This is a genomic window from Streptomyces sp. NBC_00029 (assembly GCF_045160505.1).
Taxonomy (GTDB): domain Bacteria; phylum Actinomycetota; class Actinomycetes; order Streptomycetales; family Streptomycetaceae; genus Streptomyces.
On the sequence record NZ_CP108292.1, the window covers coordinates 936406 to 959970 of the forward strand.

Below are 23565 nucleotides of genomic sequence, written 5' to 3' on the forward strand. Positions count from 1 at the left end.
CGGAACCATGAGCAGCACCACCCCGCAGCCCGAAGGAAAGGCCCGGAGCGCAGCACGCAGGAGCGGGCACAGGAAGGGACCCGCCACTGCCGCCCGCGGCACTCCCGACGGGCATCCCGCACCCGGGCACCACCTGTCCCTGCTCCGCCGGATGCTTGCCATCAGACGGTTCGAGGAAAGGTGCGTGGAGCTCTACAGCGGCGCGAAGATCCGTGGGTTCGTCCACCTCTACATCGGTGAGGAAGCCGTCGCCGTGGGCGTCAACCAGGCACTGCGCGAGGAGGACGCGGTGGTCTCCACCTACCGCGAACACGGGCATGCCCTGGCTCGCGGAGTTTCCGCCGACGCCGTGATGGCCGAGATGTACGGCAGGGCCACCGGCTGCAGCCGCGGACGCGGTGGCTCCATGCACCTGTTCGACGCCACGCACCGCTTCTACGGGGGCAACGCGATCGTGGCCGGCGGCCTGCCCCTGGCTGCCGGACTCGCACTCGCCGACCGGATGCGCGGCAGCACCCGCGTCACCTGCTGTTTCTTCGGGGACGGAGCTTTCGCCGAAGGCGAGTTCCACGAGACGGCCAACCTTGCGGCCCTGTGGCGGCTACCCCTGCTGCTGGTCTGCGAGAACAACTTGTACGCCATGGGCACGAGCCTGGCCCGGGAGCACGCCCAGACCAACCTCGCCATGCGTGCCGCCTCCTACGGAATGCCCGCGTGGACGGTCGACGGCATGGACGTCCTCGCCGTCGAAGCGGTCGCACTCAGGGCGGCGGAGTCCGTGCGCGCGGGCAACGGACCGCACTTCCTCGAGGCACAGACCTACCGGTTCCGCGCCCACTCCATGTACGACCCTGACCGGTACCGGGCCAAGTCCGAGATCGAGGAATGGAAGGGACGCGACCCCCTCAAAGGACTGGCCGAACTGATGCGTTCCGAAGGGCAGCTCGACGACCGGGTACTGGAAGAACTCGACAAGGAAGTACTCGCCGAGATCGACCAGTCCGTACAGCGGGCCGAGAAGGCCCCGCTCGAACCGGTCTCGGACCTGCTCCGCTTCGTCACGAGCGAAACCGGGGGCGCGGCATGAGCACACGGAAGGCACCGGCCGGGACTTCCCGGCCGACCACCTATCGGGAGGCGCTCCGTGAGGGGCTACGCGAAGCCCTGCTGCAGGACGAACGGGTCTTCCTCATGGGCGAGGACGTGGGCCGGTACGGCGGATGCTTCGGCGTCAGCCTGGGCCTGCTCGAAGAGTTCGGACCTGACCGTATCCGCGACACGCCTTTGTCCGAATCCGGATTCGTCGGCGCGGGCATCGGCGCCGCACTCGGCGGGATGCGGCCCGTGGTCGAGATCATGACCGTCAATTTCAGTCTCCTGGCCCTGGACCAGATCCTCAACAACGCGGCCACACTGCTCCACATGTCGGGCGGGCAGCTGAGCGTCCCCGTCGTGATCCGCATGACCACCGGGGCAGGCCGACAGCTCGGCGCCCAGCACTCCCACAGCCTCGAAGGCTGGTACGCCCACATCCCCGGCATCAGGGTGCTGGCACCCGCGACGGTCGACGACGCGCGCCACATGCTCGCAGCCGCCCTCGCGGACCCCGATCCGGTGCTGCTCTTCGAACACGGCAGTCTCTACAACGCGGAGGGCTCGCTGGACGCCACCGTTGATGCCGTCGATCTCGACACGGCGGCCGTACGCCGGCCGGGTACGGACGTCTCGGTGATCACGTACGGCGGCTCCCTGCCGAAGGCCATGGCCGCAGCGGAAACCCTTGCCGGGGAGGGCATCAGCGCAGAGGTCGTGGACCTACGCACCCTGCGCCCCCTCGACGACGCCACCGTCATGGCGTCCGTCGGCCGAACCCACCGGGCCGTGATCGTCGACGAGGCGTGGCGCAGCGGCAGCCTGGCCGCGGAAATCTCGTCCCGCATCACCGAGCAGGCGTTCTACGAGCTCGATGCCCCCGTTCAGCGCGTATGCAGCGCGGAGGTCCCCATTCCCTATGCCCGGCAGCTCGAAGAAGCGGCGCTTCCCCAGCCCGCGACCATCGTGGACGCCGTTCGTCGGGCGGTGAGCTGACATGGCCGACTTCACCATGCCCTCCCTCGGCGCGGACATGGACGAGGGCACCCTCGTGGAATGGCTGGTAGGACCCGGTGACACCGTCACGAAGGGCGATGTCGTCGCCGTCGTGGAGACGGCGAAGTCGACGATCGAAGTCGAATGCTTCGACTCGGGAACGGTCGGTGCACTCCTCGTCGACCCAGGGACCACCGTGCCGGTCGGCACACGGATGGCCGTCATCAACACGGAAACTGAGCCTCCAACCACCATCCCTGCCCCTGCCACTCCTTCTGCGAAGCAGCCGACGGCCCCGGCCTCCGAACTGCAAGCCGTTCCGGGCCGCACCACAACCGGGGGCGGGGACACCGTGTCCACTCCCCTGGTGAGGCACTTGGCCGAGCGGAAGGGCATCGACCTGTCGTCCGTGCACGGTTCCGGCAAGGGCGGTCGGATCACCCGTTCCGACGTGGAGCACGCGCCAGCCGACGGGCCACATCGGGTGAAGGCCTCGCCGCTCGCCCGCAGGCTGGCCCAGTCGTCGGGCATCGACCTGAGCGCCCTGCGGGGAACCGGACAGGGCGGCACGATCCGGGCCGACGATGTACGGGCCGCCACGGCGGGCCCTCCGGCCCGTACGGTCGAAAGCCACGCACAGGCGCGCCCGTCTTCGTCGACGGCCGAGCCCGCGTATCCGGCGCGTGCGGCGATCGCGGCTCTGATGAGCCGTGCCAACCGCGAGATCCCCCACTACTACTTGTCGACGAAGATCGATCTGGCCGCCGCGATGGCATGGATGCGCGACCGGAATGCCGACAGGCCCGTGGCGGAACGGCTCGTACCAGCGGCCCTGCTGCTCAAATCGGTTGCCCTGGCTGCACGCCAAGCACCGGAACTGAACGGTTACTGGAAGGACGAAGCGTTCGTCCCCTCGCACACCGTGCGACTCGGTGTCGCGGTGTCCCTGCGCGGTGGCGGCCTGGTCGCGCCGGCGCTGACCGACGCCGACACGATGCCGCTGCCAGAGCTCATGGCGACGCTGAAGGGACTGGTCTCGCGGGCGCGTGGCGGCCGACTGCGGGCCTCGGAGACCGCCGACCCGACGCTGACCGTGACCAACCTCGGTGATCAGGGGGTGGAGGCGGTCTTCGGGGTGATCTACCCGCCGCAGGTCGCACTCGTCGGTCTGGGGCGTGTCATCGAGCAGCCGGTAGCCGTGAACGGGATGCTCACGGTGCACCCGACCGTCACGGCCACGCTCTCCGCCGACCACCGTGCGAGCGACGGTGCGACCGGGGCGCGATTCCTGACGTCCATCGACCGCCTGCTCCAACGACCGGAGGAACTGTGAACCGTGACGAGGCCCTCGTACTGATCAAGAACGTGCTGACAGACGTGGTTCCCGGCGCCGACGCGGCGGTTCTCTCGCAGGACGAGAACTTCCGGGACCACCTGGAGATGGACTCGCTCGACTTCCTCAACTTCATCGAGGCGCTGAGCGAGCGCACCGGTCTCGCCCTGCCCGAGACCGACTATCCGGCGTTGAACACCCTGGACGGCTGCGCCGACTACGTCGCCTCACGCTCCTCCGTGGAGTAGCGGGGGCTGATCGGTCCCACATGGGGCCACTCGGCCCCTCCTCGGTCGCCGCGCCGCAGGTGACGCTGGAAGAGGGCCATGGTCCTGCGGCACCCAAGGAGGTCTCGCCATGAAGCACCATGTGACCGTCGGCGTCGACGGCTCTCCCGAGAGCCGGGCCGCGGCCCGTTGGGGCGCCCGGGAAGCGGTCCTGCGGGAAGTGCCGCTGAGGCTCGTCCACGCTGTCGACTGGCTGATCAGCCCCTCGGTACCGGCGCCGGGCCGCGAAGCGGCCGATCGTTGGACCGACGAGGCGCTCACCGATGCGGCGGAGGACGTGCGACGCCGGCATCCCGGGCTGGAGGTCTCGACCAGATGCCTTTCCGGCAGGCCGGCGGCAGCCCTGGCCGCGGAGGCGGCCGACGCCGGGCTGCTCGTCCTCGGCTCCCGCGGGGTGGGAGGTTTGGTCGGATTCCTCATCGGCTCGGTGAGCTTGTCGACACTGGTGGCCACCGAGACGCCGGTGGTGCTCGTACGCGTGTCGGACGCGCCCGAGGAGGCCCAGCTCACCCGCTACGGGCAAATCGTCCTGGGCGTCGACATCCACGAGGCAGCGGACAAGGTACTGGCCTTCGCTTTCGAGGAGGCCGACCGTCGCGGCTGCGCCCTGCGTGCGATCCACGGCTGGAAGATGCCGTCCATGTACCAGTACGCGCCCTTCTTCGACCCGGAGAACGAGCGGGAGATCGGCCGGACCATCACCGTGATGCTCGACGAGATGCTGATGCCGTGGCGGCACAAGTTCCCGTCCGTGAGCGCCACCCACGAGGCGTTCGAGGGGCCCGCACCCGTGCAGCTCGTCCGGGCCGCGGCAAGCGCGGACCTGATCGTCGTGGGTCGCCGCCTGCGCCGCTCACCTCTGGGCGTGCATCTGGGGTCCGTGGCTCATGCGGTCCTGCACCACGCCGCTGCGCCCGTCGCGGTCATCGCTCACGGCTGACGGCCCCATTCACAAGGAGATCGGACCATGTCTCATCGCACTGTCGCAGACGTCATGACCAGGAACGTGGCCACGGCGAGCCCCGAAGCGTCACTCAAAACGGTCGCCCGGAGCCTCAACGACAACGGGGTCTCGGCCCTGCCCGTCGTGGACACCCGTCGCCACCCGATCGGCATCGTCTCCGAAGCCGACCTGCTCCGCAGGCAGGCCGGGCTGCCCGACACCGAAGGACGCGACCCCATGCACGCCACGTCGTCCATAGACCGTGTCTCGATGGGCGCCCGGACCGCCGGCGATCTGATGTCCACTCCCGTCCTGACCGCCCGGCCGGAGTGGGGCATCGTCGAGACGGCCCGCTTCCTGCACGAGCGAGGCGTCAAGCGCCTGCCGGTGGTCGACGAGACCGGAACCCTGGTGGGCATCGTCAGCCGCACCGACCTGCTGCGCCCCATGCTCCGCAACGATGACGCAATCCGCGACGAGATCGTCGACGACGTACTGGGCCGGACCCTCAGGATGACCCCGGGAGGCGTTGCGGTGACTGTAAGCGAAGGGGTCGTCTCGTTGAGCGGCCGGGTCGAGGAGCGGTCGACCATTCCGGTTGTCGAACGACTGTGCCAGTCGGTCGACGGGGTCGTCAGCGTGGACCAATCCCTTGGTTACGCGGTCAACGACCTGTCTCCGGTTGCCGACCCTCACGATGCCCTGCATTGAACCCTCGCGGCAAAGGGCGGAAAGAGCCCACCCGCTTCTCGCGGATCCCGATCGTGCGGTGCACGGCCACCAGCCGCTTCTCCGCATCCTCTCAGGGACTCTTTCCGTCAATTTCATAAAAGCACGCCCGACACCTGGACAACAGGGCCGATCAGCCCGAAATGATCCCCTGGCGGCCCTACCGCCGTCGGGCACGGGTGTCCACGCTCAGACGTATCGGGACGCCGTTCTGGAGGCATCATGAAGCACCTTCGCACCGTCGAGGACGTAATGACGCATGCCGTCATCTCCGTCGACCGCGGAACACCCTTCAAGGAAGTCGTGGAGGCCATGCGGCAGTGGCGGATCAGCGCCCTGCCCGTCCTGTCGGAGGAAGGACGGGTCGCCGGCGTGGTGTCCGAAGCGGATCTGCTGCTCAAGGCCCAGGGTGCGGACGAGTCCCGCGCAGTCACCGCCGGGCAGCTGATGACCGTACCGGCGGTCACCGTGACCAAGGACGCCACCATCCCCGGCGCCGCCCGCCTGATGGCCCGCGGCCACCTCAAGCGGCTGCCCGTCGTCGACGGCGACGGCCGCCTGATCGGCGTCGTCAGCCGGGGCGACCTCCTCAAGATCTATCTCCGCCCCGACGCCGACATCGCCGAGGAGCTGCGCGAACTGATCATGGCCGAGCTCATCCCCGCCGGATCCGCCATGGTGCAGGTCCACGTGGCCGACGGCATCGTGCACCTGGACGGCTCCCTTCCCGACCCGGCCCTGAAGGACGTGCTGGTGCGTGTCGCACGCACCGTACCGGGCGTCGTGGACGTCACGGCCGCGCGCCTCGACACCGAAGTCCGCACGTGAAGGAGGCCGACGATGAGGCACCGCAGCGTCGCCGACCTGATGACCCCGACAGCCGTCAGCGTCCAGCGGGGCACCCCGTTCAAGGAAATCGCCAGGCTCCTCAAGGAGTTCGACATCTCCGCCGTGCCCGTGGTGGACGAGGCCGAGCGTCCCGTGGGCGTCGTCTCCGAAGCCGACCTGCTCCGCAAGCGCAGCTCCGGCAGCGGCACGAACACGGCCGCCGATCTCATGACCAGCCCCGCCATCACGGCCCGGACCGAATGGAGCGTCGTCCGCGCGGCGCGAGTCATGCGGGGGCGCCAGGTCAAGAGACTGCCCGTGGTGGACGCCGCCGGCCGACTGATCGGCATCCTGAGCCGTAGCGACCTGCTTCAGCTCTTCCTTCGCAGGGACCACGCGATCCAGGAGGAAATCCTCGAAGACGTGGTGACCCACACCCTCGGCCTCAGCCCCTCGTCGTTGACCGTCGACGTCACCGACGGGCTGGTGACCCTCAGCGGCACCGTAAGCCGACGCAGCCTGGTCCCCATCGTGCTGCGCCTGTGCCAGAGCGTCGACGGCGTCGTCGACGTGGTCAACCGGCTCGACTACGCGCAGGACGACGTGTCGGTCGGCGCCCGAACGCCCACCGAGCGGTAGGAGAAGAGCATGAAGCATCGGGAAGTCCGCGAGCTGATGACCCGCGAGGTCGTCACCGTCCCCAGCAACGCTCCGTTCAAGGAGATCGCCCGCACCCTGACGGAGCACAAGGTGTCAGCCGTGCCGGTCGTCGACTCTGCCGGCCGGCCGCTCGGCGTGATCTCGGAACGGGACCTGCTGCCGAAGTCCGCCGGCCAAAGCGACTACTTCCGGTCACTTCCCGAGCGGGAGGCCTGGCAGGAGGACAAGGCCGCGGGTACGCGCGCCGAGGAGCTGATGTCCTCGCCCCCCGTGTGCGCCAGACCCGACTGGACCGTCGCCGAAGCCGCCAGGTTGATGGAAGCACAAGGAGTCAAGCGGCTCCTGGTCGTGGACGACTCGGACGTACTGATCGGAATCGTCAGCCGTCGGGACCTGCTAAGGATCTTCCTCCGGGCGGACGAGGACATCCGTCACGAGATCATGGGTGACGTCCTCGAACTCGGCGTACGTCAGAGCCCCTCGGCCATCACCGTGGCCGTCACCGACGGCCGGGTCGAACTGCACGGAACCGTCGACTTCAGGAGCCTCATCCCGCTCATCGAACGCCTCTGCCGGACCGTCGACGGCGTCGTCTCCGTAACCCAGCATCTCGGATACGCCATCGACGACACGAACTCAGTCTGAAGAAACCGCCGTGCAGCCTCGGCACGTGCGACGACCAACTCCCCGACCCATGCGGGACCCTGCCGGGAGAAGCCATCATGAACGATCGAATCGTCGCCGGTATCGACGGATCCGCGGAAAGCCTCGCGGCCGCCCGCTGGGCGGCGCGAGAGGGCCTGCTGCGCGGCGTGCCACTCCACCTCGTCCACGCCGAGGAATGGTCATCTCCCCGCGACCTCCCGATGCCGACCAGCGATGTGCGCCGTCACTGGGCCCAGGCGCTGCTGAATGAGACCGCCGACGAACTGCGCGCGAGCCACCCCGAACTGGAGGTCGGCATCCGATCGATCGACGGCAGACCGGCCGCCGAGCTCGTCGGCGCCGCGGCCGGCGCGAACATGATCGTCCTGGGCTCTCGGGGACTGGGCACCGTCACGGGCTTCGTACTCGGTTCCGTCGGCATGGCGGTCATCCAGGCGACGGTACGGCCCGTGGTCATGGTGCGGGCGAGCGAGGACGCGGTGCCACACCCCGACGGCCAGCACACGGCCCGTGAGCTGCTGGTGGGCGTTGACATCAGCCGACCGTGTGACGCCCTGCTCGCCTTCGCCTTCGAGGAGGCGCGGCGGCGGGCATGCACCCTTCACGTCCTGCACAGCTGGTCGCTGCCTCCCCTGGTGGGGTACGGCGCGGCGTACGATCCGAGAGTCCACGCCCAGCTCGAAATGAGCGCGGAGGCCTCTCTGCACGATGTCCTGGCGCCTTGGCGGGACAAGTACCCGGATGTCGGCGTCATCGCTCGCGCGAGCCTCGGACACGCCGCCACGGAACTCATCAGGATGGGCGCAGAGGCGGGGCTCATCGTCGTGGGCCGCCGCATCCGGCGGAGCTCAATCGGCGCGCACATCGGACCGGTCACCCATGCGGTCCTCCACCACGCCGAGGCGCCCGCCGCCGTCATCGCGCACGAATAGCGACGCCCACATGCATTCTGGTGCGGCTCACCGCTCCGCGCAGATCGTCTCGACGAAGTGACCCACCTGCTCCTCGGACAGGTGCCTGGCGAGATCGGCCTCACTGATCATGCCGACGAGGCGGTGGTCGGCGATCACCGGGACACGCCGGATCCGGTGATCCTGCATCGTCTGCAGCACCTGGCTCGTGTCAGCGCCCGCGTCGACCGTGATGGGCCTGCCCTGCGCCAGCTGTCCGGCTGTCATGTGGTGCGGGTCCTTGCCCTTGGCCAGACACTTCAGCACGATGTCACGGTCGGTAATGATGCCGTGCAGACGGTCGTCGGGCCCGCAGATCGGCAGTGCGCCGACGTCCAGTTCGCTCATCCGCCGGGCCGCGTCCATGAGCGTCTCGGTCTCCTGTACGCAGGTGGCACCGCTGTGCATGATGTCCCGCGCGGTGGTCATGGCTGCCTCCTCATATGCACGTCCGTACCCGTTTCCAGTCTGGGCTCGTGCTCGGCGCCCCGCTCGTCGACGCGAGATCATGGGGACATGGCTTCTCTGCGGCATGGACCAGAGCACAAGGCCTTCCGAGCTCTCGCCGGATGCCAGGCCGACCGGCAGACCTCCTGACGTGACCGGCCCTGGTTGATCAGGCCCCAGACCTCTCTCCACCGCACCAGGGGCGGGCCGGTCGGCCCCCCGAGGGGCCGACCGGCCCCTCAACAGGAGGCCGTCGGGCAGTCAGTCTGGAGTGAGCGGGAAAACTCCGATCCGCGAACAGGGAGATGGAGACCATGGCGAACCGAGTGACCGTCGGCCTCGACGGGTCCCCGGAAAGTACGGCGGCTGCCCGCTGGGCAGCCCATGAGGCCGAGCTTCGCGGTGCTTCCCTGGACCTGGTCCACGCCGAGGAATGGCTGGAGAATCCTCCCCTTCCCGTCACGACCACCGAGGAACGTCGGAGGTGGGCCGAGGCCGTCCTCCGCGACACCACCGATGAGACGCACCGCGCACATCCGTCGCTGAAGGTCGACACCCGCCGAGTGGGCGGGCTACCTTCCCTGGCCCTCGCCCGCGCCGCCGAGGAATCCGACATGCTCGTACTTGGCTCGCGCGCGCTCGGCAGCATCGCGGGTTTCCTCGTCGGATCCACCGGCGCCGCCACCGTCATCGAGGCCGTGCGCCCCGTCGTGCTGGTCCGGTCCATGGACCGCGCGGGCAATCCGCCGGACGGTACCCGCGACCGAGGGCCCATCGTGGTCGGCGTGGACATCCACCAGCCCTGTGACAAGTTGCTCGCCTTCGCCTTCGAGGAGGCCTCCCACCACCGCTGCCCGCTCGTGATCATCCACGGCTGGTCGCCACCGCCCATCCTCAGCTACGCACCGGCGCTCGACCCCGGGGTCCAGCAGGAAATGGCCCACGGCATCACCACCACACTGGACGAGATGATCAGCCCCTGGCACGAGAAGTACCCTTCGCTGCAGGTCGACTCCCGGGCCACCATCGGCCAGCCGGCGATTCAGATCCTCGACGCGGCCTCCACCGCCGCCCTCGTCGTCGTCGGCCGCCGAATCCGCCACTCCGCATTCGGCACTCACATCGGCCCCATCACACACGCCGTGATGCACCACGCGGTCGCACCGGTCGCCGTCATCGCCCACGAGTGAAGCCCACAGCACAGGCAGGTAAGTCTCATGAACGCATCGTTTCCGGACCCGGCAGCGATTGTTCCGCTCATCGAGGACGCTGCCATGGCTCCTTCCATGCACAACGCCCAGCCTTGGAAGTTCCTCTACCGACCGGCCTCCGGGCTCATCGAGCTCTACGGCGACCCGGGCCGTGCCATGCCCCATGCCGACCCGGACCACCGCGCCCTCCATATGGGCTGCGCCGCCGCGCTGTTCAACCTTCGAGTGTCCACAGCCTCGGCAGGCTGGGGCGCTGACGTACGGTTGCTGCCCGCCCCGGACGATCCGTGGTTGCTGGCCGCTGCCAACCTCCGGGAACCGGGGCCCACGGACAGCGATCTCGGAACCCTCCATCCAGCCGTCCGGCGACGTCACTCCAGCCGATTTCCTTTCGCGGAGGAGGAGATCCCTCCAGCACTGCTGGACGGCCTGCGAGCCGCAGCTCTTCTCGAAGGGTGTCGCCTGGCCGTACCGGATGCTTGGCACACCGACACCGTCCTGGGTCTGGTACACGACTCCGAGCATCGCGAGGAGATGGACCCCTCCCTGACGGCAGAGACGATGGCGTGGACACATGTCGGCACACCGGACGAGCAGACCCGTCCCGACGGAATTCCCGTGAACGCCCTCGGTCCGAAACCCTCGGGTCGGGGTGGAGTCGTGCGCGACTTCGGTCGCTCCCGGCGCGTTCCCGGGCGTGGGTGGGCCACCTTCGAACAGAAACCGCAGATCGTGCTGCTGGGTACGTCGGGTGACAGGCCCGAGGACTGGCTACGAGCAGGACAGGCCCTGCAGCGGGTTCTCCTTCAAGCCACCGCCGACGGGCTGGTCACGTCCATGACCTCGCAGCCGCTCGAATGGCCCGCGCTCCGCTGGACGGTGCGTGATCCGGGCTCGGCGATGACCCACGTCCAGATGGTGATCCGGCTCGGCTACGGACCGCAGGGTCCCACAACGCCCCGGCGCCCGGTAGCCGAGGTGCTGGACATCCGATGAGACCGGACATCGAGCTGCCGCCAGGACTTTCGTTGCCGTGAGCACGCCGCTGCACGCGGCGTCGCCACTCGCCTCAGTCCGGTTCCATGTAGGGGCGGCGGAAGACCGGGGCCTGGCCGGAGCCGTACGGGCGCACGGCCGCCATCGCCTGGATGACCGCGGCCTCCAAAAAGCCGCCGGTGTCGACGGGGACGGCCTCTTCCCACGGCGGCTCCGCGGCTGCCATGGCCGTGGCCACCTCAGGGGTGGCGTCGGACGCCCCCGGGGCGCGGGCGCTCAGGCGCGCTGCCGACACGTCTCCCGGAGCCTGACAATGCAGGGCCACCAGGTCGGCGCTGGTGCGTTCGGCCATGCGTAGGGCGGCTTCACGCTGTCCGGCATCGGACCATGTGGCGTCCAGAACGACGGACTCGCCCAGGGACAGGAGGGCGGACGCCCGGTCGAGCAGCGCCGCGTACGTCCTCGCGGTCCACTCGGGCGTGTACAGCCCTTCGCCGTAACCGGCGGCTGCGGATTCCTCCGCCGGCATCCCTGCCAACTCCTTACGAAGGCGGTCGCTGCTGAGCAGCGTGACACCGAGGCGATCAGCCAGTGCGCCGGAGAGCGTGGACTTTCCGCTGCCCGGGAGGCCGCCGACGAGGGTCAAGTTGACGGCGGAAGTGCGCAGGTGGCGCAGCGTCGTGGTGACCAGGCGCCTCGCTGCCGTCTCTGCGCCGCGGGCGCCTTGCGCTGCCTGGATCAGGGACACCTTGGCGCGGACGAACGCGCGGTAGGCGACGTAGTGGTGCCACAGGGACGGCGGTGCGGGGTCACCGGAATACTCGCCGTACTGAGCCAGGAAGAACGCCGCGGTCTCCGGGGCACCCGTCTGCTCCAGGTCCATGGCGAGGAAGGCCGCGTCGTCGAGGCCGTCGACGGAGCGAAGGCGGTCGTCGAACTCCAGGCAGTCCAGGACGCGGGGGCCGTCGTCGAGACAGAAGATGTCCTGGGCAAGCAGGTCGCCGTGGCCGTCGACCACCCGCCCCTGCTCGATACGCGCGTCGAACAGTTCCTCGCGGCCGGCGAGATAGCGCCGCACCAAGCGCTCGATCTCCTCCACCCCGTCGATCAGCTGGGCGTCGTCGGTCAGTTCCCTGACCTGCGTGAAGCTCGCTTCCCAGCGTGCGGACAGCGCGTCCCGCCTGCCCTGCTCGTCGATGTCCGGGCCTCGGGGCGCGTCCGCGTGGCGGGAGGCGAGGAGACGCGCAACGCTTCGCAGAGCGTCGTCGACGTCGGCGCCCTGGCTCACGAGCAGCGACAGGCGGCGTTCCGCCGGCATGCGGCGCATCACCACGAGTGGTTCGGGCGTGTCCGCGTCCGGGCTGCGGAATTCTCCCAGCCCCAGGTACACGTCTGGGGCGAAGCGACGGTTGAGAGCGACTTCCTGTTCGCACGCGGTCCGCCGGGCGGCCGTGGTCGTGTAGTCGAGGAACCCGAGGTCGACCGGCTTCTTGACCTTGTAGGCGCGGTCACCGACGAAGAACAGCACGGCCGTGTGTGTCTCGCACACCTCTGCCCGCGGAAGCGGCGGAACGTCGAGGCCAGCGCCGGTCCGGAGCACGGACGCATCAGCCGGGTGCGCCGAGACCGGCGGCTCCTCGGGGTGACCCGGCTCAGTCATGGGGAATGACGGCAACGGGGCAGCGCGCGTGATGGATGGCGGCGGTGGCCACGGAACCGATTGGGGGCGCGAGGGCGGGGCGGTGCCTGCGCCGGCCGACAACCAGTAGTCCTGCACCTTCGGCGGTCCGGACCACGACCTTGGTCGGGCTTTCAAGACCGACACCGGGAGTTACCTCCACGGTCGGGAACTTCTCGCGCCAGGGGCGGAGAGCCTCACTCAGGAGCTTCTGCGCGTCCTGTCTGATCTTCTCGGTCACGTCGTGGTCCACGCCCCAGGGAGCGTGAGCGTGGAGGGGCATGCTTCGGCCGTGGACGGCTTGCAGGGGAACACCCCGTGCCGCGGCGGCGGCGAAGGAGAATGCGAGCAGGTCGTCGCACGGACCGTGCAGTTTCAGCGCCACCACTACGCCGCCCGAGGCGCCTGGAGCGGACGATGTCCCCGCTTCGCGCGTCCCGGCGCGTACCAGGACCACCGGCCGCTCGGCCCGTGCCACGACGGGCATGCTGATGTCGCCCAGGAAATAGCTCTCGACGGGCTCCATCCCCCGCGAGCCGAGCACCGTCATATCGGACTCCGCTGCCGCCTTCAGCAGTGCCTCCTGGGCATCTTCGGCGACCAGATTGCCGACGATGGTCAGGCCCGGGTGGCGCGCCTGGAGCTCGGCCTTCGCGTTGTGCACGATCCGCTTCGCCCAGTAGTTCTGATCCATCTCGGCGGGAACGTGGGTCGGTTCCGGCGCCAGGAGGGGCCACGCGTGCAGCAACCGCAGCGTGAGCTTGCGGCGGGCGGCTTCGTCAGCGGCCCAACGGGCGGCGGCAAGGCTCTCGGGTGAACCGTCGAGGCCCACGGTGACGACTGGCTCCATGCCGACTGCTCCGTCTGGTAGATGACTGGAATGACCGTGAGGTATCCGTCCGGCCTGCCCGGAGCCCTGTCGTCTCCGCGCTCGCACCGGTAGCCGTGCAGCGACCGTAGGCGGTACTCGCCGAAGCAACTACGCCAACGCGCCGAGCACACGGTCACATGTCACCCGAGCAGCACCTGGGCGGGATCAGTGGGTGCGCTCGATGTCCAGTTCCAGGAAGTGGGCCGAACACGAGATGCACGGGTCGTGGTTGCGGACGGCCCGCTCGCACAGCCGGCTGAGCTCGGCCTCGGAGCCCTCACCCCGATCGAGACCAGCTTGGACCAGCCGACGCAGGTCCTCCTCGATGGCGCCCTGGTTCTGGGCGGTCGGCGGAACGATGCAGGCGTCGGTGACACGGCCCCCGCCGTCGAACACGTAGCGGTGGTAGAGCAGGCCGCGCGGCGCCTCCGTGGCACCGTGCCCGGTGCCGGCCCGGGCCGGCACCTCTACGTACGGGCGGGCTGGACGCTCGTACTCCGCGATGATCCGCAGGGCCTCTTCCACCGCGTACAGGACTTCCACCGCACGGACGAGGATGCTTCGGTACGGGTTCCTGCAGACCTCTCCCCGCCCGCCGTCTGCGCGCGACGGGGGGGCACCCAGCCCGGCCTCCCGTGCCGCTTGCAGGGCCAGCGGGGACAGCAGGTGACCGCTGACCGCCCAGCGGGCGAGGGAGCCGGTGAGATGCCTTCGGCCGTCCAGCCGGGAGTGGAGGGCTGTGGAGTGTGACACCTGCTCCTCGGCCACGTGGTCGGTGAAATCCCGCAGGGGGAAGCTGTACGGCGGGAGCGTCCCGTCGTACCGGAGCACGGTGGGCACGCCGGACTCGATGGCGTAGGTGTCCTCCTCGGCGAGGGCGAGCAGGTCGGCGTCGCACTCGGCGTCCGGGAATTCGAAGCCGGCGACCCAGCGCACCGTGTCCCAGGCGTCGTCGAGGGCGGTGCGCAGCCGTTCTTCCAGGGGGCGGAGTTCGGCGCGGGTCGGGGCGCGGTGGAAACCTCCGAGCCGGACGTTGACGGGGTGGATGGCCCGGCCCCCGAGCAGTTCGACCACGGCGTTGCCGGTCTGCTTCAGGCGCAGTCCGCGCTTGACGTGCTCCAGATGGGAGCGGGACAGACCGATCACGTCGTCTTCGCCGAGGAAGTCCGGTGCGTGCAGCATGTGGATGTGCAGCGTCTGGCTCTCGATCCATTCGCCGCAGTACAGCAGGCGGCGCAGGGCGGCCAGTTGTCCGTCGACGACGACGCCGCACGCGTCCTCGACGGCACGGCAGGCACTCATCTGGTAGGCGACGGGACAGATCCCGCAGATGCGGGAGGTGAGATCGGGTGGCTCCGTGTGCGCCCTGCCCCTGAGGAAGGCTTCGAAGAACCGCGGTGGCTCGTAGATCTTGAGCCGCGCCTCGATGACGGTGCCGTGGTGGATCCTCAGGTGCAGCGCGGTCTCGCCCTCGACACGGGCGAGTGAGGGGATGCGGAGCTCCTGGGACCTGGGCGTGGGATCGCTCATCCGGGGCCTTCCGCGTCGGTCGTACCGGGCTGTCCTTGCTCCTCCACGGCGGTGAAGGCGGTCACGTTGAAGGTGTGCAGGTACCTGCCGATGTCCTCCTCGCTCATCCCGTCGCGCTGCATGAGCGGGACCAGCGCGGGAAGGTTCGTGGTTCCGGCCGGCCCGAAGCAGCCGTAGCAGCCGCGCCCGTAGGTCGGGCACAGGGCTCCGCAGCCCGCGTGGGTGACGGGGCCGAGGCAGGGCGTGCCGTGAGCGACGGTGACGCAGACGTTGCCGCGCCGCTTGCAGGCGAAGCAGACGCTGTGGTTCGGGATGGCGGGCTTGCGTCCGGCGAGGAACGCGGTGATGACCTCGACGAGCTGGCCGCGGTCGATGGGACAGCCGCGCAGTTCGAAATCGACCGGCACGTGGGCGGAGATCGGCGTGGAGGTCGCGAGGGTCTCGATGTACTCGGGGCGGGCGTAGACGGTCGCCAGGTACCCCTCGACATCGGCGTAGTTCCGCAGCGCCTGCACGCCGCCGGCCGTGGCGCAGGCGCCGATGGTGACGAGGTGGCGGGCATCGGCGCGGATGCGCCGGATGCGCTCCACGTGCTCGGGCGTGCTGACCGAGCCCTCGACGAGGACGAGGTCGTACGGGCCGGGCGCGGGCTCGCTGGACGCTTCCAGGAAGTGGGCGATCTCCAGTTCGGCGGCGATGCCGAGCAGTTCGTCCTCGCAGTCAAGGAGGGTGAGCTGGCAGCCGTCGCAGGAGGCGAACTTGAACACGCCGAGGCGTGGGCGGGCAGGAGGCTGGGGCGGGGCGGGGGTGCTCATCTCATAGTTCCCGGACGGTGAGCAGGGGCTCGGCCTGGTCGTAGCCGACGACCGGGCCGTCTCGGCAGAGAAGGAGGGGCCCGAGCTGGCAGTGTCCGCAGTGGCCGATGGCGCAGCGCATGTTGCGTTCGAGGGAGACCTGGATGCGGTCGGGACGTACTCCTTGGTGGATCAGTGCCCGGGCGGTCGCGCGCATCATCACCTCGGGACCGCAGACGAAGGCGACTGTGTCCAGCGGCGTGAAGCGGGCCTCGCGGAGCAGCGTGGTGACGACTCCGACCCGGCCGGCCCAGCCGCCGGAGGGCCGGTCGACCGTGACGGCGCCGAACGGCTTCTCCCAGGCGGGGAACTCGTCTCCGTAGAGCAGATCGGCGGGGGTCCGGGCACCCGCGAGGACGTTCAGCCGCCCGAAGACGTGGGGCTCGGCCAGAACGGTGTCGACGAGGGGACGCAACGGCGCGAGCCCGATGCCGCCTGCGATGACGAGCAGGTCGCTGCCGTGGGCGGCCGCCGTGTCCCAGGCGGTACCGAAGGGGCCGCGCACGCCGACCCACCCGCCGGTCCGCAGGCCGCACAAGGCGCGGGAGACGGCCCCCACGGCGCGGACCGTGTGCGTCAGCCGGTGCCCGTCTCCGAGCCGAGACACGGACACCGGGATCTCGCCGACACCGAACGCGTACAGCATCGCGAACTGGCCGGGTGCGAAGCGGTCCAGGGCATCCTTGGCAGGCTCCAGGACAAGCGTGACCGTGTCATGCGTCTCGTCACGGCGGTCCACCACGCGATAGGACAGCGGTGCGGGCGTCATGGTGCTGCTCCGCTCCCCCGCGGTCCCGGCGGTCCGTAGAGGTCGAGCAACCGGGTGCGGGTCGCCCGCAGCCGGTCGCCGATGGTCTCGGCGACGGCGGTCACCAGCGAAAGGCCCAGCGCCGTGTCCTCGGCGCACAGGTCATGGACGGCGGCGGCATCGAACTCCCAGGCGCGGACGGGTTCCCGTGTCTCGGCCGCCAGATGCCACTGCCGAGGCGGGCACAGCCACGACCAGCCGAGCAGGCTGCCCGCACCAATGGTCTCGACGACGGCTCGCCCCCGACCGGGCATGTGGATGTCGAGCGCGACCGTGCCCGAGCGGATGATCCAGAAGCGGTCGGCTTTCTCCCCTTCTTCGAAGATCCGCGTGCCGGCCGGAAGGGCGATGTCCCGGGCGAGGGTCATCAGCTTCCCGCGCTGCTCCGCCGTCAGAGCCGCGAGCACACTCTCACCGGGTGGCTCACCCGGATGCGGGGTCACGGCGTGTTCTCCCGCTGCGTGGCCTCCTGGTGCAGGGCGTGGGCTTCCTCGGTGAGGTCGATGCCCGTGGGACACCACACGATGCACCGGCCGCATCCGACACAGCCGGAGCTGTCGAACTGGTCGTGCCAGGTGCCCAGCTTGTGGGTGAGCCACTGGCGGTATCGGCTGCGCGGGGTGGACCGGACCGGACCGCCGTGGAGGAGGGAGAAGTCCAGGTCGTAGCAGGAGTCCCAGAGGCGCCAGCGCTCGGCGTGATCGCCGGTCAGGTCGGTGACGTCCTCGGTGGTGGTGCAGAAGCAGGTGGGGCAGACCATGGTGCAGTTGCCGCAGCTGAGGCACCGGGCGGTGACGTCGTCCCAGCGCTCCGCTTCCAGGTTGTCCCGCATCAGCGTGCGCAGGTCCACCGGCGGCATGGAGCGGCCCATGCGTTCGGCGGCGGCGCTTACGGCCTGGGTCGCAGCCGCTCGGGTGGAGCGATCGGGGCTCCGCCCCGGCAGTTCCGCGAGGACGGCGGCTCCCTCCTCGCTCCCGCTCCGGCACAGGAAGCGGTGACCGGCATCGTCCACGACCTCGGTGAGGGCGAGGTCGTACCCGGCGTCGACGGCCGGCCCGCTCCCCATCGAGACGCAGAAGCAGGTCGCACCCGGCTCGGTGCACTCGGCCGCGATCAGGAAGGCGCCCGTCCGCCGGGACAGGTAGGTGGGATCCCGGTACCTGCCTCCGCTCATCACACGGTCCAGGATCTGAATGGCACGCAGATCGCAGGGCCGCACGCCGAGGAACGCGTACGAGATGCTCTCCGGCTCCTCCTCCCGGACAACCGGAGCACCGTCCGTACCGCGGTCCGCGGACCACTGACGGACGCGCTCCGGGTGCAGGAACGACTTCCATGACTGGGGTCCCGCACTGTGCGCGAAGGCCGCCCCGTCCTCGCGGCGGCGCAGCCGGTACTGCCCCGCCTCCAGTTCGACCCCCCACCCGTAGGGCAGTGCGTCTGCGGTGTCCAGCTCGTCGAGGACGATCGCGCCGTCGCGCACGGTCGGGCCGATCACCGTGCGGCCGCGCCGCTTCAGGACACGCACGAGCGCGTCCAGACCGTCACGGTCGAGGACCGCCTCGGCCTGGTGGTCGAGGACGTCTCCGGCATCCGAAGCGTCGGTCATGGTGCACCTCTCGGTCTCCACGTGCCTGGATTCGGCAGCATGTCAGACCTCCCGGCTCCGGGGTTCGAACCCGGTCCGGCGAGTCCGCTCGTCGTGCCGGCGAACATCCGCCTCGATACGCAGGGTCAGAAGCGGCAGGGCGGCCGCGACCGCCGGCGTGAGCCCAGTGCCCAGCGAACGGTCCGCCCCCTCGACCGCATACACGATGAGCCGGCCGGGGCCGCGCCCGACGCGGTCGGCGAGGCACACGGCCTCGGCGAGCCCCAGCCCGTGGGTGCTCTGCCTGCCTGCGGCAGCGGGGTGCGGCATCTCGCCGGGAGCGACACACCACCGGTGTGTTCGCCCTGGCTGAGCCGCAGGTGGGAAGCAGGCGTCGACGACGAGGGTGAGGGCCTTGCCTTCCCAAAGGCCGATCAGTCGGCCGGGGTCTCCGTCGCACTGGGCGAGGTCAGTGCCGGACGGGAGAGGTCGCTGTGCTTTCCGTGCGCGCAACAAGGAGATGGCGGCCCACCCCAGCCCGTCATCGCGCCGGAACTCGTTTCCGATCCCGATGACCGCAGTACCGGCGAGGGGCTTCACAGGTACCCACTTCCTTGTCCGGGCGTCTCCAGGAACAGCCTGCCCTGCTAGCGGGACGAGGTCCTGTGCCGCGGGGCAAACGGCGTATGGCGCGGTACCGAGTGCGGGACGGCGCACCAAGGCTCTGAGGCCGATCATGGGACTGACAACCGTGGAAGGGGACCGTTCGGCACTGGCCCTCCGATCGGCAGGGCACCGGAACCACCGTCGGCACGGCCCACCGGGCCACACGCGAGGCCGACCTCAGGAACGCGTCCCCTCCTCGCCACTCCACTGCCGATAGGCCGCCACGACTGTCAGAAGCGTGGGGTAGAGACGGCTGGCTCCGATGGACGCGGTGAGGCCGTACGCGTCGAGGTCGTCGCGCAGGTCCTCCTTGACCCGGGCCAACGCCAAGACGATTCCCCGGCGTTCGAGCTCGCGGCGAAGGGCGTCGACAGCATCGAGGGCGGTGATGTCAACCTCTACGTTGGCCTCGGTGTTCAGCACGAACCACTGGACAGGCTCGCGCTGTACGTCGACGGTGGCCAGGGCGCGACGGCGGAAGTCTTCTGCGTTCGTGAAGAAGAGCGGCGAGTCGTAACGGTAGATCAGCAGGCCGGGGATGGTTCGCGCCTGGGGACAGTCGTCAACGTCATGCATTCCGGCTACGCCGGGAACGAGACCCTCGATCGCGTCGTGCGGGCGGGCGACCCGTACCAGCAGCTCGGCGACGGACAGAGCCACCGCCGCCAGCACTCCGGCCAGGATGCCGAAAGTGAGGACACCAAGGGTGCAGCCGAGGGCCAGGAGCAGCTCGCGTCGCCGGAACGCGGCAAGGCGGCGGAACTCGCTCAGCTCCACCAGACGTACGGCGGCGTACACGACAATGGCGCCGAGGATCGCGCTCGGGGTGTGGGCCAGGAGTGGACCGAGGAAGAGCAGGACGGTCAGCACGCAGGCGGCGGAGACGAGGGGGTACACCTGGCTGCGCGCGCTCGCCGAGTCGCCGAGGGCCGTGCGACTGGCGCTGAGGAACGTCCACGAGAGCAGGAAGCGCGGGGGCGGGCAGTCCCGCGGGTACCACGGCGATCACGGAGATGCCGTACTCGTCCTCGAGTCCAAAGGCAGCAACGGCCGCCGTCGCCAGCACGAGAACGGGCAGCGGGCCTGGCAGCAGTCGCGATACGTGCGGCAACGCGAACAGCAGAGCCAGCCCGACCGCACCGAGGATCACCGTTGGCCAGTGCACCTGGGATGCCTGCCGGAAGAACGAGAGCAGCCCGCCTGCCGTCCGTGGTCGCGCGCGAACGCGTCGAGAGCCTGCCTGGGCGGGCCCTGGGTGTGCAGGAAGCGCTCGTCCAGGATGCCCGCGAGGTCTTCCAGGGCGGAGCGCAACACCGTGGCGGCGAGCCGGACATCCCGGTGCCCGGCCTCCGAAGCCTCATCGGCGATGTCGAGGGCGTAGCCGATCTGGAGGGCCAGGGAGGTCCGTTCGTCGCCGTCATGGAAGTAGTAGGACTCCGCGTACTGGAGGAAGTCGACCGCTGCCACGGACAGTGCTGTGGCCAGGCCGTCCAGCATGGCCGCCCCGGCCGGGGAGTCGATCTGTTCCTTCGAGGGGTGGGTACGGGAGAGGTGGGAGAGCCGCAACGCAAGAGCCCTGCGGCGGGCCAGAGCCGGATAGATGCCGAGGATCCAGGAGACCGTCGCGGTCAGCAAGGCGAACCCGACCAGCGCCTCCAGGGGTGCGAGGAGGCGCAGCCAGCCCTCGGCAGGTGCGACGTCGCCGAGACCGAGCGTGGAGAGCGTGACCAGTGAGACGTACGTCGCGTCCAGCAGGCCCGCATGGTCGTCGGGCTGCAACCCGCCCGCGTACACGAACGCGTCGGGCATGTGAGGCCAGTAGATCAGTGCCCACCCCGCCGCCACGGTGAGGGCCCACAGGGCGACGACAGACACCATGGCAAGCGGACCCGCCAGGCCGGCTGCCGTACGACGGGTGCCCAGGGCGAAGGACAGCCGCCACAGTGTGGTCATGACCAGCCGGCTCAGCCCGCCGTGACGCGTCGGGTGCCACAGCGTGTGGAACACGTCCCGGAGGATCAGCAGTACCAGGGCGGCGCCCATGGCCGTCACCAGCCAATCCATCCGGAACCCCTTTTCCGCTGCGTTTCGCCCAGGTTCGCGCACCTCCGTGGTCCCTGATCGCAGCCCACGCCGTCCCCCGGTGTCAGAAGCGGGGCCGGACCTCGCCGGCGGCCGGAATCGGCCGAGGTTCCGGCCACAGGCGGAACCCGGTGACGAGTTCGGACCGGATCCGCAGGATGCGGGGCATCGCCTCGTTCCTCCACGGATCGAGCAGCGCCGCGAGCCGTTCGGCTTCGTCGCGGTTCACGACGAGCTCGGCGTAGCCGACCACCACGACGCTCCAGCCGAGATGCGTGTCGGGGTCGATGGCATCGGCTTCGTAGGCGAGGACGATGCCGGGCTCGCCCGGCCTCGCCACCAGCGACGCGTGTGAAGCGCCTTCGTCGAACTGCACGAGCACGTCCTCCCCGTGGACGATGTGGCTCATCGGCCGGATGACTGGCAGCGCTTGGTGGGTGAAGACGATGCGGCCGAGCGAGACGGTACCCAGGAGCCGCAGCGCTTCGGAGCGGTCCAGCTGCTCCGTGGACTGCGCGGGGTCCGGGGCAGGGCGGTGGTCCGGTCTCCTGGCGGTTTCGTGATCCATCACGCGGCCCTCCGCTCCGGCCCTGTCTTGTCGGCCTCGGCTTCACTCAGCGTCTTTTCCGTCTCGCACGCCGTGCCAGGGCCGAATGGTCCCCTGTCCTGCGGAATCGGGGGCCGGTCGGCCCATCCCCGGCACCTGCAGTGCCGCTCAGACTTGAATCGGAATCGGCCGGAGGCCGCCATGAGGACCACTCCCCCTACGGGGGTGGCCGAGCGGACAGGTTCTGGATCGTCCGAACGGGCATCGTCGCCCTGGGCACGGCAGTGCTAGCTATCCCTGGCGGCCGGTGTCGGCCACCTGAACCGCCAGCAGTGAGGAGTCCGTCATGCCCGCGTCCCAGTACACCGTCAGCGACGTCATGACCCATACGGCTGTGGCCATCGGCCGCGAGGCTTCCTACAAGGAGATCGTCGAGCTGATGGACCAGTGGAAAGTCAGTGCTGTTCCCGTCCTGGAGGGCGAGGGGCGCGTCGTCGGAGTGGTCTCCGAGGCGGACCTGCTGCCGAAGGAGGAGTTCCGGCGGGACGACCCCGTGCTTCCTGATCAGCTGGAAGAGGCTTCCAAGGCAGGGGGTGTGCTGGCCGAGGAACTGATGTCGAGCCCAGCCGTGACTGTGCACCCCGACGCCACACTCGCCGAGGCTGCCCGGATCATGGCGCGAAAGCACGTGAAACGCCTCCCCGTGGTGAACGGTGTGGGGATGCTGGAGGGAGTCGTCAGCCGGAGCGACCTGCTCAAGGTGTTTCTGCGACCGGACGAGGAGATCGGCGAGGAGATCCGCGACTCGGTTCTCGCCGGGCTCGCTCCTCCCGTACATCTGCAGGCGTCGGTGAAGGAGGGCGTCGTCACCTTGCGCGGATCGCTCCGTGATCGCGCACTGGTGCCGCTGATGGCCCGTGCGGTCCGTGCCGTGGAAGGCGTGGTGGACGTGCGGATGGAACTGGAAGGGCAGCCCACCGGGGCCTCCTGAGGCCTCTTACCGCCCCGGAACCCGGGGGCGCCGCCCAGGTGCGTCCGCCTGATCCCCTGAGACAATTCGTATGAAACATAGAATGCGGATCGATCACAGGGGCGTACATGTCCGACGTACCGGCAGCCTCCTACGAGGGAAGCGTCCGGGTCTTCCTCTTGGACGATCACGAGGTCGTACGCCGCGGCCTGTACGACCTGCTGGACGCGGAGCCGGACATCGAGGTCGTCGGCGAGGCCGCCACCGCCGAGCAGGCGCTGGCCCGCGGACCGGCGCTGCGCCCGGACGTCGCCGTACTCGACGTCCGGCTGCCCGACGGCGACGGGATCACCGTGTGCCGCGAGCTGCGCTCGCGCATGCCGGAACTCGCCTGCTTGATGCTGACCTCGTTCGATGACGAAGACGCGCTGCTCGACGCGATCATGGCTGGTGCGGCCGGCTACGTCCTCAAGCAGATCAAGGGGTCCGACCTCGTCTCGGCCGTACGAACGGTGGCGACCGGGCAGTCGATGCTGGACCCGGCGACGACCGCCCGCCTCATGCACTCCCTGCGGGACCCGGAGACCGTCAAGGCTCCGGATGACGATCGGCTGGCCGCTCTCTCCGAGCGGGAGCGTTCCGTACTCGAACTGATCGGCGAGGGCCTCACCAACGCGCAGATCGCCAAGCGGCTGTACCTGTCCGAGAAGACGGTCAAGAACCACATCTCAAGGCTGCTGGGCAAGCTGGGGGTGGAGCGCCGGGTGCAGGCCGCTGTCATCGCCACGCAGGTCCATGAACACGAGCCGGAGCGCGGCAAGGGCCGGAGCTGA

The 23565-nt window shown here is 69.6% G+C and carries 25 protein-coding genes and 1 pseudogene; 14 read left to right on the forward strand and 12 right to left on the reverse strand.

Going from position 1 to position 23565, the window contains the following annotated elements; all coding sequences use genetic code 11:
- The first annotated feature begins 7 nt into the window (after positions 1–7).
- The 10 genes from pdhA (at position 8) to OG753_RS04675 (ending at position 8466) form a co-directional block, all read left to right on the forward strand.
- On the forward strand, positions 8–1087 hold the full coding sequence (gene pdhA, locus OG753_RS04630; RefSeq protein ID WP_405787287.1) for a pyruvate dehydrogenase (acetyl-transferring) E1 component subunit alpha: 1080 nt from the start codon (positions 8–10) through the stop codon (positions 1085–1087).
- The gene (locus OG753_RS04635; protein ID WP_326746978.1) at positions 1084–2088 is read left to right on the forward strand and encodes an alpha-ketoacid dehydrogenase subunit beta; all 1005 of its coding nucleotides are present in this window, start codon (positions 1084–1086) and stop codon (positions 2086–2088) included. The genes pdhA and OG753_RS04635 overlap by 4 nt, the downstream gene beginning before the upstream one ends.
- Before the next feature lies 1 nt (position 2089).
- Entirely contained in the window at positions 2090–3421 is a 1332-nt protein-coding gene (locus OG753_RS04640; protein ID WP_405787289.1) for a dihydrolipoamide acetyltransferase family protein, read from the forward strand.
- Positions 3418–3669, forward strand: a complete 252-nt coding sequence (locus OG753_RS04645; RefSeq protein ID WP_326746980.1) for an acyl carrier protein — start codon at positions 3418–3420, stop codon at positions 3667–3669. The genes OG753_RS04640 and OG753_RS04645 overlap by 4 nt, the downstream gene beginning before the upstream one ends.
- Positions 3670–3778: 109 nt before the next feature.
- Positions 3779–4648: a universal stress protein gene (locus tag OG753_RS04650; protein ID WP_390032310.1), complete on the forward strand. Its 870-nt coding sequence runs from the start codon at positions 3779–3781 to the stop codon at positions 4646–4648.
- A gap of 27 nt (positions 4649–4675) precedes the next feature.
- Positions 4676–5362 (forward strand): CBS domain-containing protein, encoded by a 687-nt coding sequence (locus OG753_RS04655; protein ID WP_405787292.1) that lies wholly within the window; start codon positions 4676–4678, stop codon positions 5360–5362.
- A gap of 240 nt (positions 5363–5602) precedes the next feature.
- Positions 5603–6208 (forward strand): CBS domain-containing protein, encoded by a 606-nt coding sequence (locus OG753_RS04660; protein ID WP_326746982.1) that lies wholly within the window; start codon positions 5603–5605, stop codon positions 6206–6208.
- A gap of 12 nt (positions 6209–6220) precedes the next feature.
- Positions 6221–6847, forward strand: a complete 627-nt coding sequence (locus OG753_RS04665) for a CBS domain-containing protein (protein ID WP_030648546.1) — start codon at positions 6221–6223, stop codon at positions 6845–6847.
- 9 nt (positions 6848–6856) lie between these two features.
- Positions 6857–7513, forward strand: a complete 657-nt coding sequence (locus OG753_RS04670) for a CBS domain-containing protein (protein ID WP_030648547.1) — start codon at positions 6857–6859, stop codon at positions 7511–7513.
- A 77-nt stretch (positions 7514–7590) separates the two neighbouring features.
- Positions 7591–8466: a universal stress protein gene (locus OG753_RS04675; RefSeq protein WP_405787295.1), complete on the forward strand. Its 876-nt coding sequence runs from the start codon at positions 7591–7593 to the stop codon at positions 8464–8466.
- Positions 8467–8493: 27 nt separating this feature from the next.
- Here the strand turns inward: OG753_RS04675 and OG753_RS04680 are convergent, their stop codons facing one another.
- Positions 8494–8913, reverse strand: coding sequence for a CBS domain-containing protein (locus OG753_RS04680; protein WP_329096259.1), 420 nt, complete (start codon positions 8911–8913; stop codon positions 8494–8496).
- 332 nt (positions 8914–9245) lie between these two features.
- Here OG753_RS04680 and OG753_RS04685 point away from each other — a divergent pair, with 332 nt between their 5' ends.
- Together OG753_RS04685 and OG753_RS04690 are read left to right on the forward strand one after the other, a co-directional pair.
- Complete coding sequence (locus OG753_RS04685; RefSeq protein ID WP_326746985.1) at positions 9246–10121, forward strand: universal stress protein; 876 nt, start codon at positions 9246–9248, stop codon at positions 10119–10121.
- 27 nt (positions 10122–10148) lie between these two features.
- Positions 10149–11138: an Acg family FMN-binding oxidoreductase gene (locus OG753_RS04690; RefSeq protein WP_405787298.1), complete on the forward strand. Its 990-nt coding sequence runs from the start codon at positions 10149–10151 to the stop codon at positions 11136–11138.
- 73 nt (positions 11139–11211) lie between these two features.
- Here OG753_RS04690 and OG753_RS04695 read toward each other — a convergent pair whose 3' ends face one another.
- From OG753_RS04695 to OG753_RS04745, 11 genes and pseudogenes are all read right to left on the reverse strand, one after another.
- Positions 11212–12687 (reverse strand): AAA family ATPase, encoded by a 1476-nt coding sequence (locus OG753_RS04695; RefSeq protein ID WP_405792545.1) that lies wholly within the window; start codon positions 12685–12687, stop codon positions 11212–11214.
- 103 nt (positions 12688–12790) lie between these two features.
- Positions 12791–13666 (reverse strand): universal stress protein, encoded by an 876-nt coding sequence (locus OG753_RS04700; RefSeq protein WP_326746988.1) that lies wholly within the window; start codon positions 13664–13666, stop codon positions 12791–12793.
- 186 nt (positions 13667–13852) lie between these two features.
- The gene (locus OG753_RS04705; RefSeq protein WP_326746989.1) at positions 13853–15217 is read right to left on the reverse strand and encodes a nickel-dependent hydrogenase large subunit; all 1365 of its coding nucleotides are present in this window, start codon (positions 15215–15217) and stop codon (positions 13853–13855) included.
- A complete protein-coding gene (locus tag OG753_RS04710) occupies positions 15214–16032 on the reverse strand; it encodes an oxidoreductase (RefSeq protein WP_326746990.1) in 819 nt (272 codons plus the stop codon). Before OG753_RS04710 ends, OG753_RS04705 begins: the two co-directional genes overlap by 4 nt.
- 1 nt (position 16033) lies before the next feature.
- Positions 16034–16840 carry an FAD/NAD(P)-binding protein gene (locus tag OG753_RS04715; RefSeq protein ID WP_326746991.1) on the reverse strand — a complete coding sequence of 269 codons (807 nt, stop codon included), beginning with the start codon at positions 16838–16840 and terminating at the stop codon, positions 16034–16036.
- Complete coding sequence (locus OG753_RS04720) at positions 16837–17322, reverse strand: cyclic nucleotide-binding domain-containing protein (RefSeq protein WP_326746992.1); 486 nt, start codon at positions 17320–17322, stop codon at positions 16837–16839. Before OG753_RS04720 ends, OG753_RS04715 begins: the two co-directional genes overlap by 4 nt.
- The gene (locus OG753_RS04725) at positions 17319–18488 is read right to left on the reverse strand and encodes a 4Fe-4S dicluster domain-containing protein (protein WP_326746993.1); all 1170 of its coding nucleotides are present in this window, start codon (positions 18486–18488) and stop codon (positions 17319–17321) included. Before OG753_RS04725 ends, OG753_RS04720 begins: the two co-directional genes overlap by 4 nt.
- A gap of 42 nt (positions 18489–18530) precedes the next feature.
- Positions 18531–19067 carry a hydrogenase maturation protease gene (locus OG753_RS04730; protein ID WP_326746994.1) on the reverse strand — a complete coding sequence of 179 codons (537 nt, stop codon included), beginning with the start codon at positions 19065–19067 and terminating at the stop codon, positions 18531–18533.
- A 243-nt stretch (positions 19068–19310) separates the two neighbouring features.
- A pseudogene (locus OG753_RS04735) lies at positions 19311–20328 on the reverse strand (SulP family inorganic anion transporter); the annotation flags it as partial.
- A complete protein-coding gene (locus OG753_RS04740) occupies positions 20280–21197 on the reverse strand; it encodes a potassium channel family protein (protein WP_326746995.1) in 918 nt (305 codons plus the stop codon). The pseudogene OG753_RS04735 and the gene OG753_RS04740, both read right to left, overlap by 49 nt.
- 82 nt (positions 21198–21279) lie before the next feature.
- Positions 21280–21783 (reverse strand): pyridoxamine 5'-phosphate oxidase family protein, encoded by a 504-nt coding sequence (locus tag OG753_RS04745; RefSeq protein ID WP_326750312.1) that lies wholly within the window; start codon positions 21781–21783, stop codon positions 21280–21282.
- A gap of 325 nt (positions 21784–22108) precedes the next feature.
- On the opposite strand from OG753_RS04745, the gene OG753_RS04750 reads away from it, so the two are divergent.
- A complete protein-coding gene (locus OG753_RS04750) occupies positions 22109–22753 on the forward strand; it encodes a CBS domain-containing protein (protein ID WP_405787301.1) in 645 nt (214 codons plus the stop codon).
- 107 nt (positions 22754–22860) lie between these two features.
- A complete protein-coding gene (locus tag OG753_RS04755; RefSeq protein ID WP_405787303.1) occupies positions 22861–23565 on the forward strand; it encodes a response regulator in 705 nt (234 codons plus the stop codon).

What these genes read in the sequence shown, in the direction of transcription:
- OG753_RS04715 (WP_326746991.1), bottom strand. Translation starts at nt 16,840, where the DNA reads ATGACGCCCGCACCGCTGTCCTATCGCGTGGTGGACCGCCGTGACGAG.
- OG753_RS04635 (WP_326746978.1), top strand. Translation starts at nt 1,084, where the DNA reads ATGAGCACACGGAAGGCACCGGCCGGGACTTCCCGGCCGACCACCTAT.
- pdhA (WP_405787287.1), top strand. Translation starts at nt 8, where the DNA reads ATGAGCAGCACCACCCCGCAGCCCGAAGGAAAGGCCCGGAGCGCAGCA.
- OG753_RS04670 (WP_030648547.1), top strand. Translation starts at nt 6,857, where the DNA reads ATGAAGCATCGGGAAGTCCGCGAGCTGATGACCCGCGAGGTCGTCACC.
- OG753_RS04685 (WP_326746985.1), top strand. Translation starts at nt 9,246, where the DNA reads ATGGCGAACCGAGTGACCGTCGGCCTCGACGGGTCCCCGGAAAGTACG.
- OG753_RS04740 (WP_326746995.1), bottom strand. Translation starts at nt 21,197, where the DNA reads ATGGATTGGCTGGTGACGGCCATGGGCGCCGCCCTGGTACTGCTGATC.
- OG753_RS04660 (WP_326746982.1), top strand. Translation starts at nt 5,603, where the DNA reads ATGAAGCACCTTCGCACCGTCGAGGACGTAATGACGCATGCCGTCATC.
- OG753_RS04650 (WP_390032310.1), top strand. Translation starts at nt 3,779, where the DNA reads ATGAAGCACCATGTGACCGTCGGCGTCGACGGCTCTCCCGAGAGCCGG.
- OG753_RS04655 (WP_405787292.1), top strand. Translation starts at nt 4,676, where the DNA reads ATGTCTCATCGCACTGTCGCAGACGTCATGACCAGGAACGTGGCCACG.
- OG753_RS04640 (WP_405787289.1), top strand. Translation starts at nt 2,090, where the DNA reads ATGGCCGACTTCACCATGCCCTCCCTCGGCGCGGACATGGACGAGGGC.
- OG753_RS04675 (WP_405787295.1), top strand. Translation starts at nt 7,591, where the DNA reads ATGAACGATCGAATCGTCGCCGGTATCGACGGATCCGCGGAAAGCCTC.
- OG753_RS04680 (WP_329096259.1), bottom strand. Translation starts at nt 8,913, where the DNA reads ATGACCACCGCGCGGGACATCATGCACAGCGGTGCCACCTGCGTACAG.
- OG753_RS04665 (WP_030648546.1), top strand. Translation starts at nt 6,221, where the DNA reads ATGAGGCACCGCAGCGTCGCCGACCTGATGACCCCGACAGCCGTCAGC.
- OG753_RS04750 (WP_405787301.1), top strand. Translation starts at nt 22,109, where the DNA reads ATGCCCGCGTCCCAGTACACCGTCAGCGACGTCATGACCCATACGGCT.
- OG753_RS04705 (WP_326746989.1), bottom strand. Translation starts at nt 15,217, where the DNA reads ATGAGCGATCCCACGCCCAGGTCCCAGGAGCTCCGCATCCCCTCACTC.
- OG753_RS04745 (WP_326750312.1), bottom strand. Translation starts at nt 21,783, where the DNA reads ATGGATCACGAAACCGCCAGGAGACCGGACCACCGCCCTGCCCCGGAC.
- OG753_RS04690 (WP_405787298.1), top strand. Translation starts at nt 10,149, where the DNA reads ATGAACGCATCGTTTCCGGACCCGGCAGCGATTGTTCCGCTCATCGAG.
- OG753_RS04755 (WP_405787303.1), top strand. Translation starts at nt 22,861, where the DNA reads ATGTCCGACGTACCGGCAGCCTCCTACGAGGGAAGCGTCCGGGTCTTC.
- OG753_RS04710 (WP_326746990.1), bottom strand. Translation starts at nt 16,032, where the DNA reads ATGAGCACCCCCGCCCCGCCCCAGCCTCCTGCCCGCCCACGCCTCGGC.
- OG753_RS04725 (WP_326746993.1), bottom strand. Translation starts at nt 18,488, where the DNA reads ATGACCGACGCTTCGGATGCCGGAGACGTCCTCGACCACCAGGCCGAG.
- OG753_RS04700 (WP_326746988.1), bottom strand. Translation starts at nt 13,666, where the DNA reads ATGGAGCCAGTCGTCACCGTGGGCCTCGACGGTTCACCCGAGAGCCTT.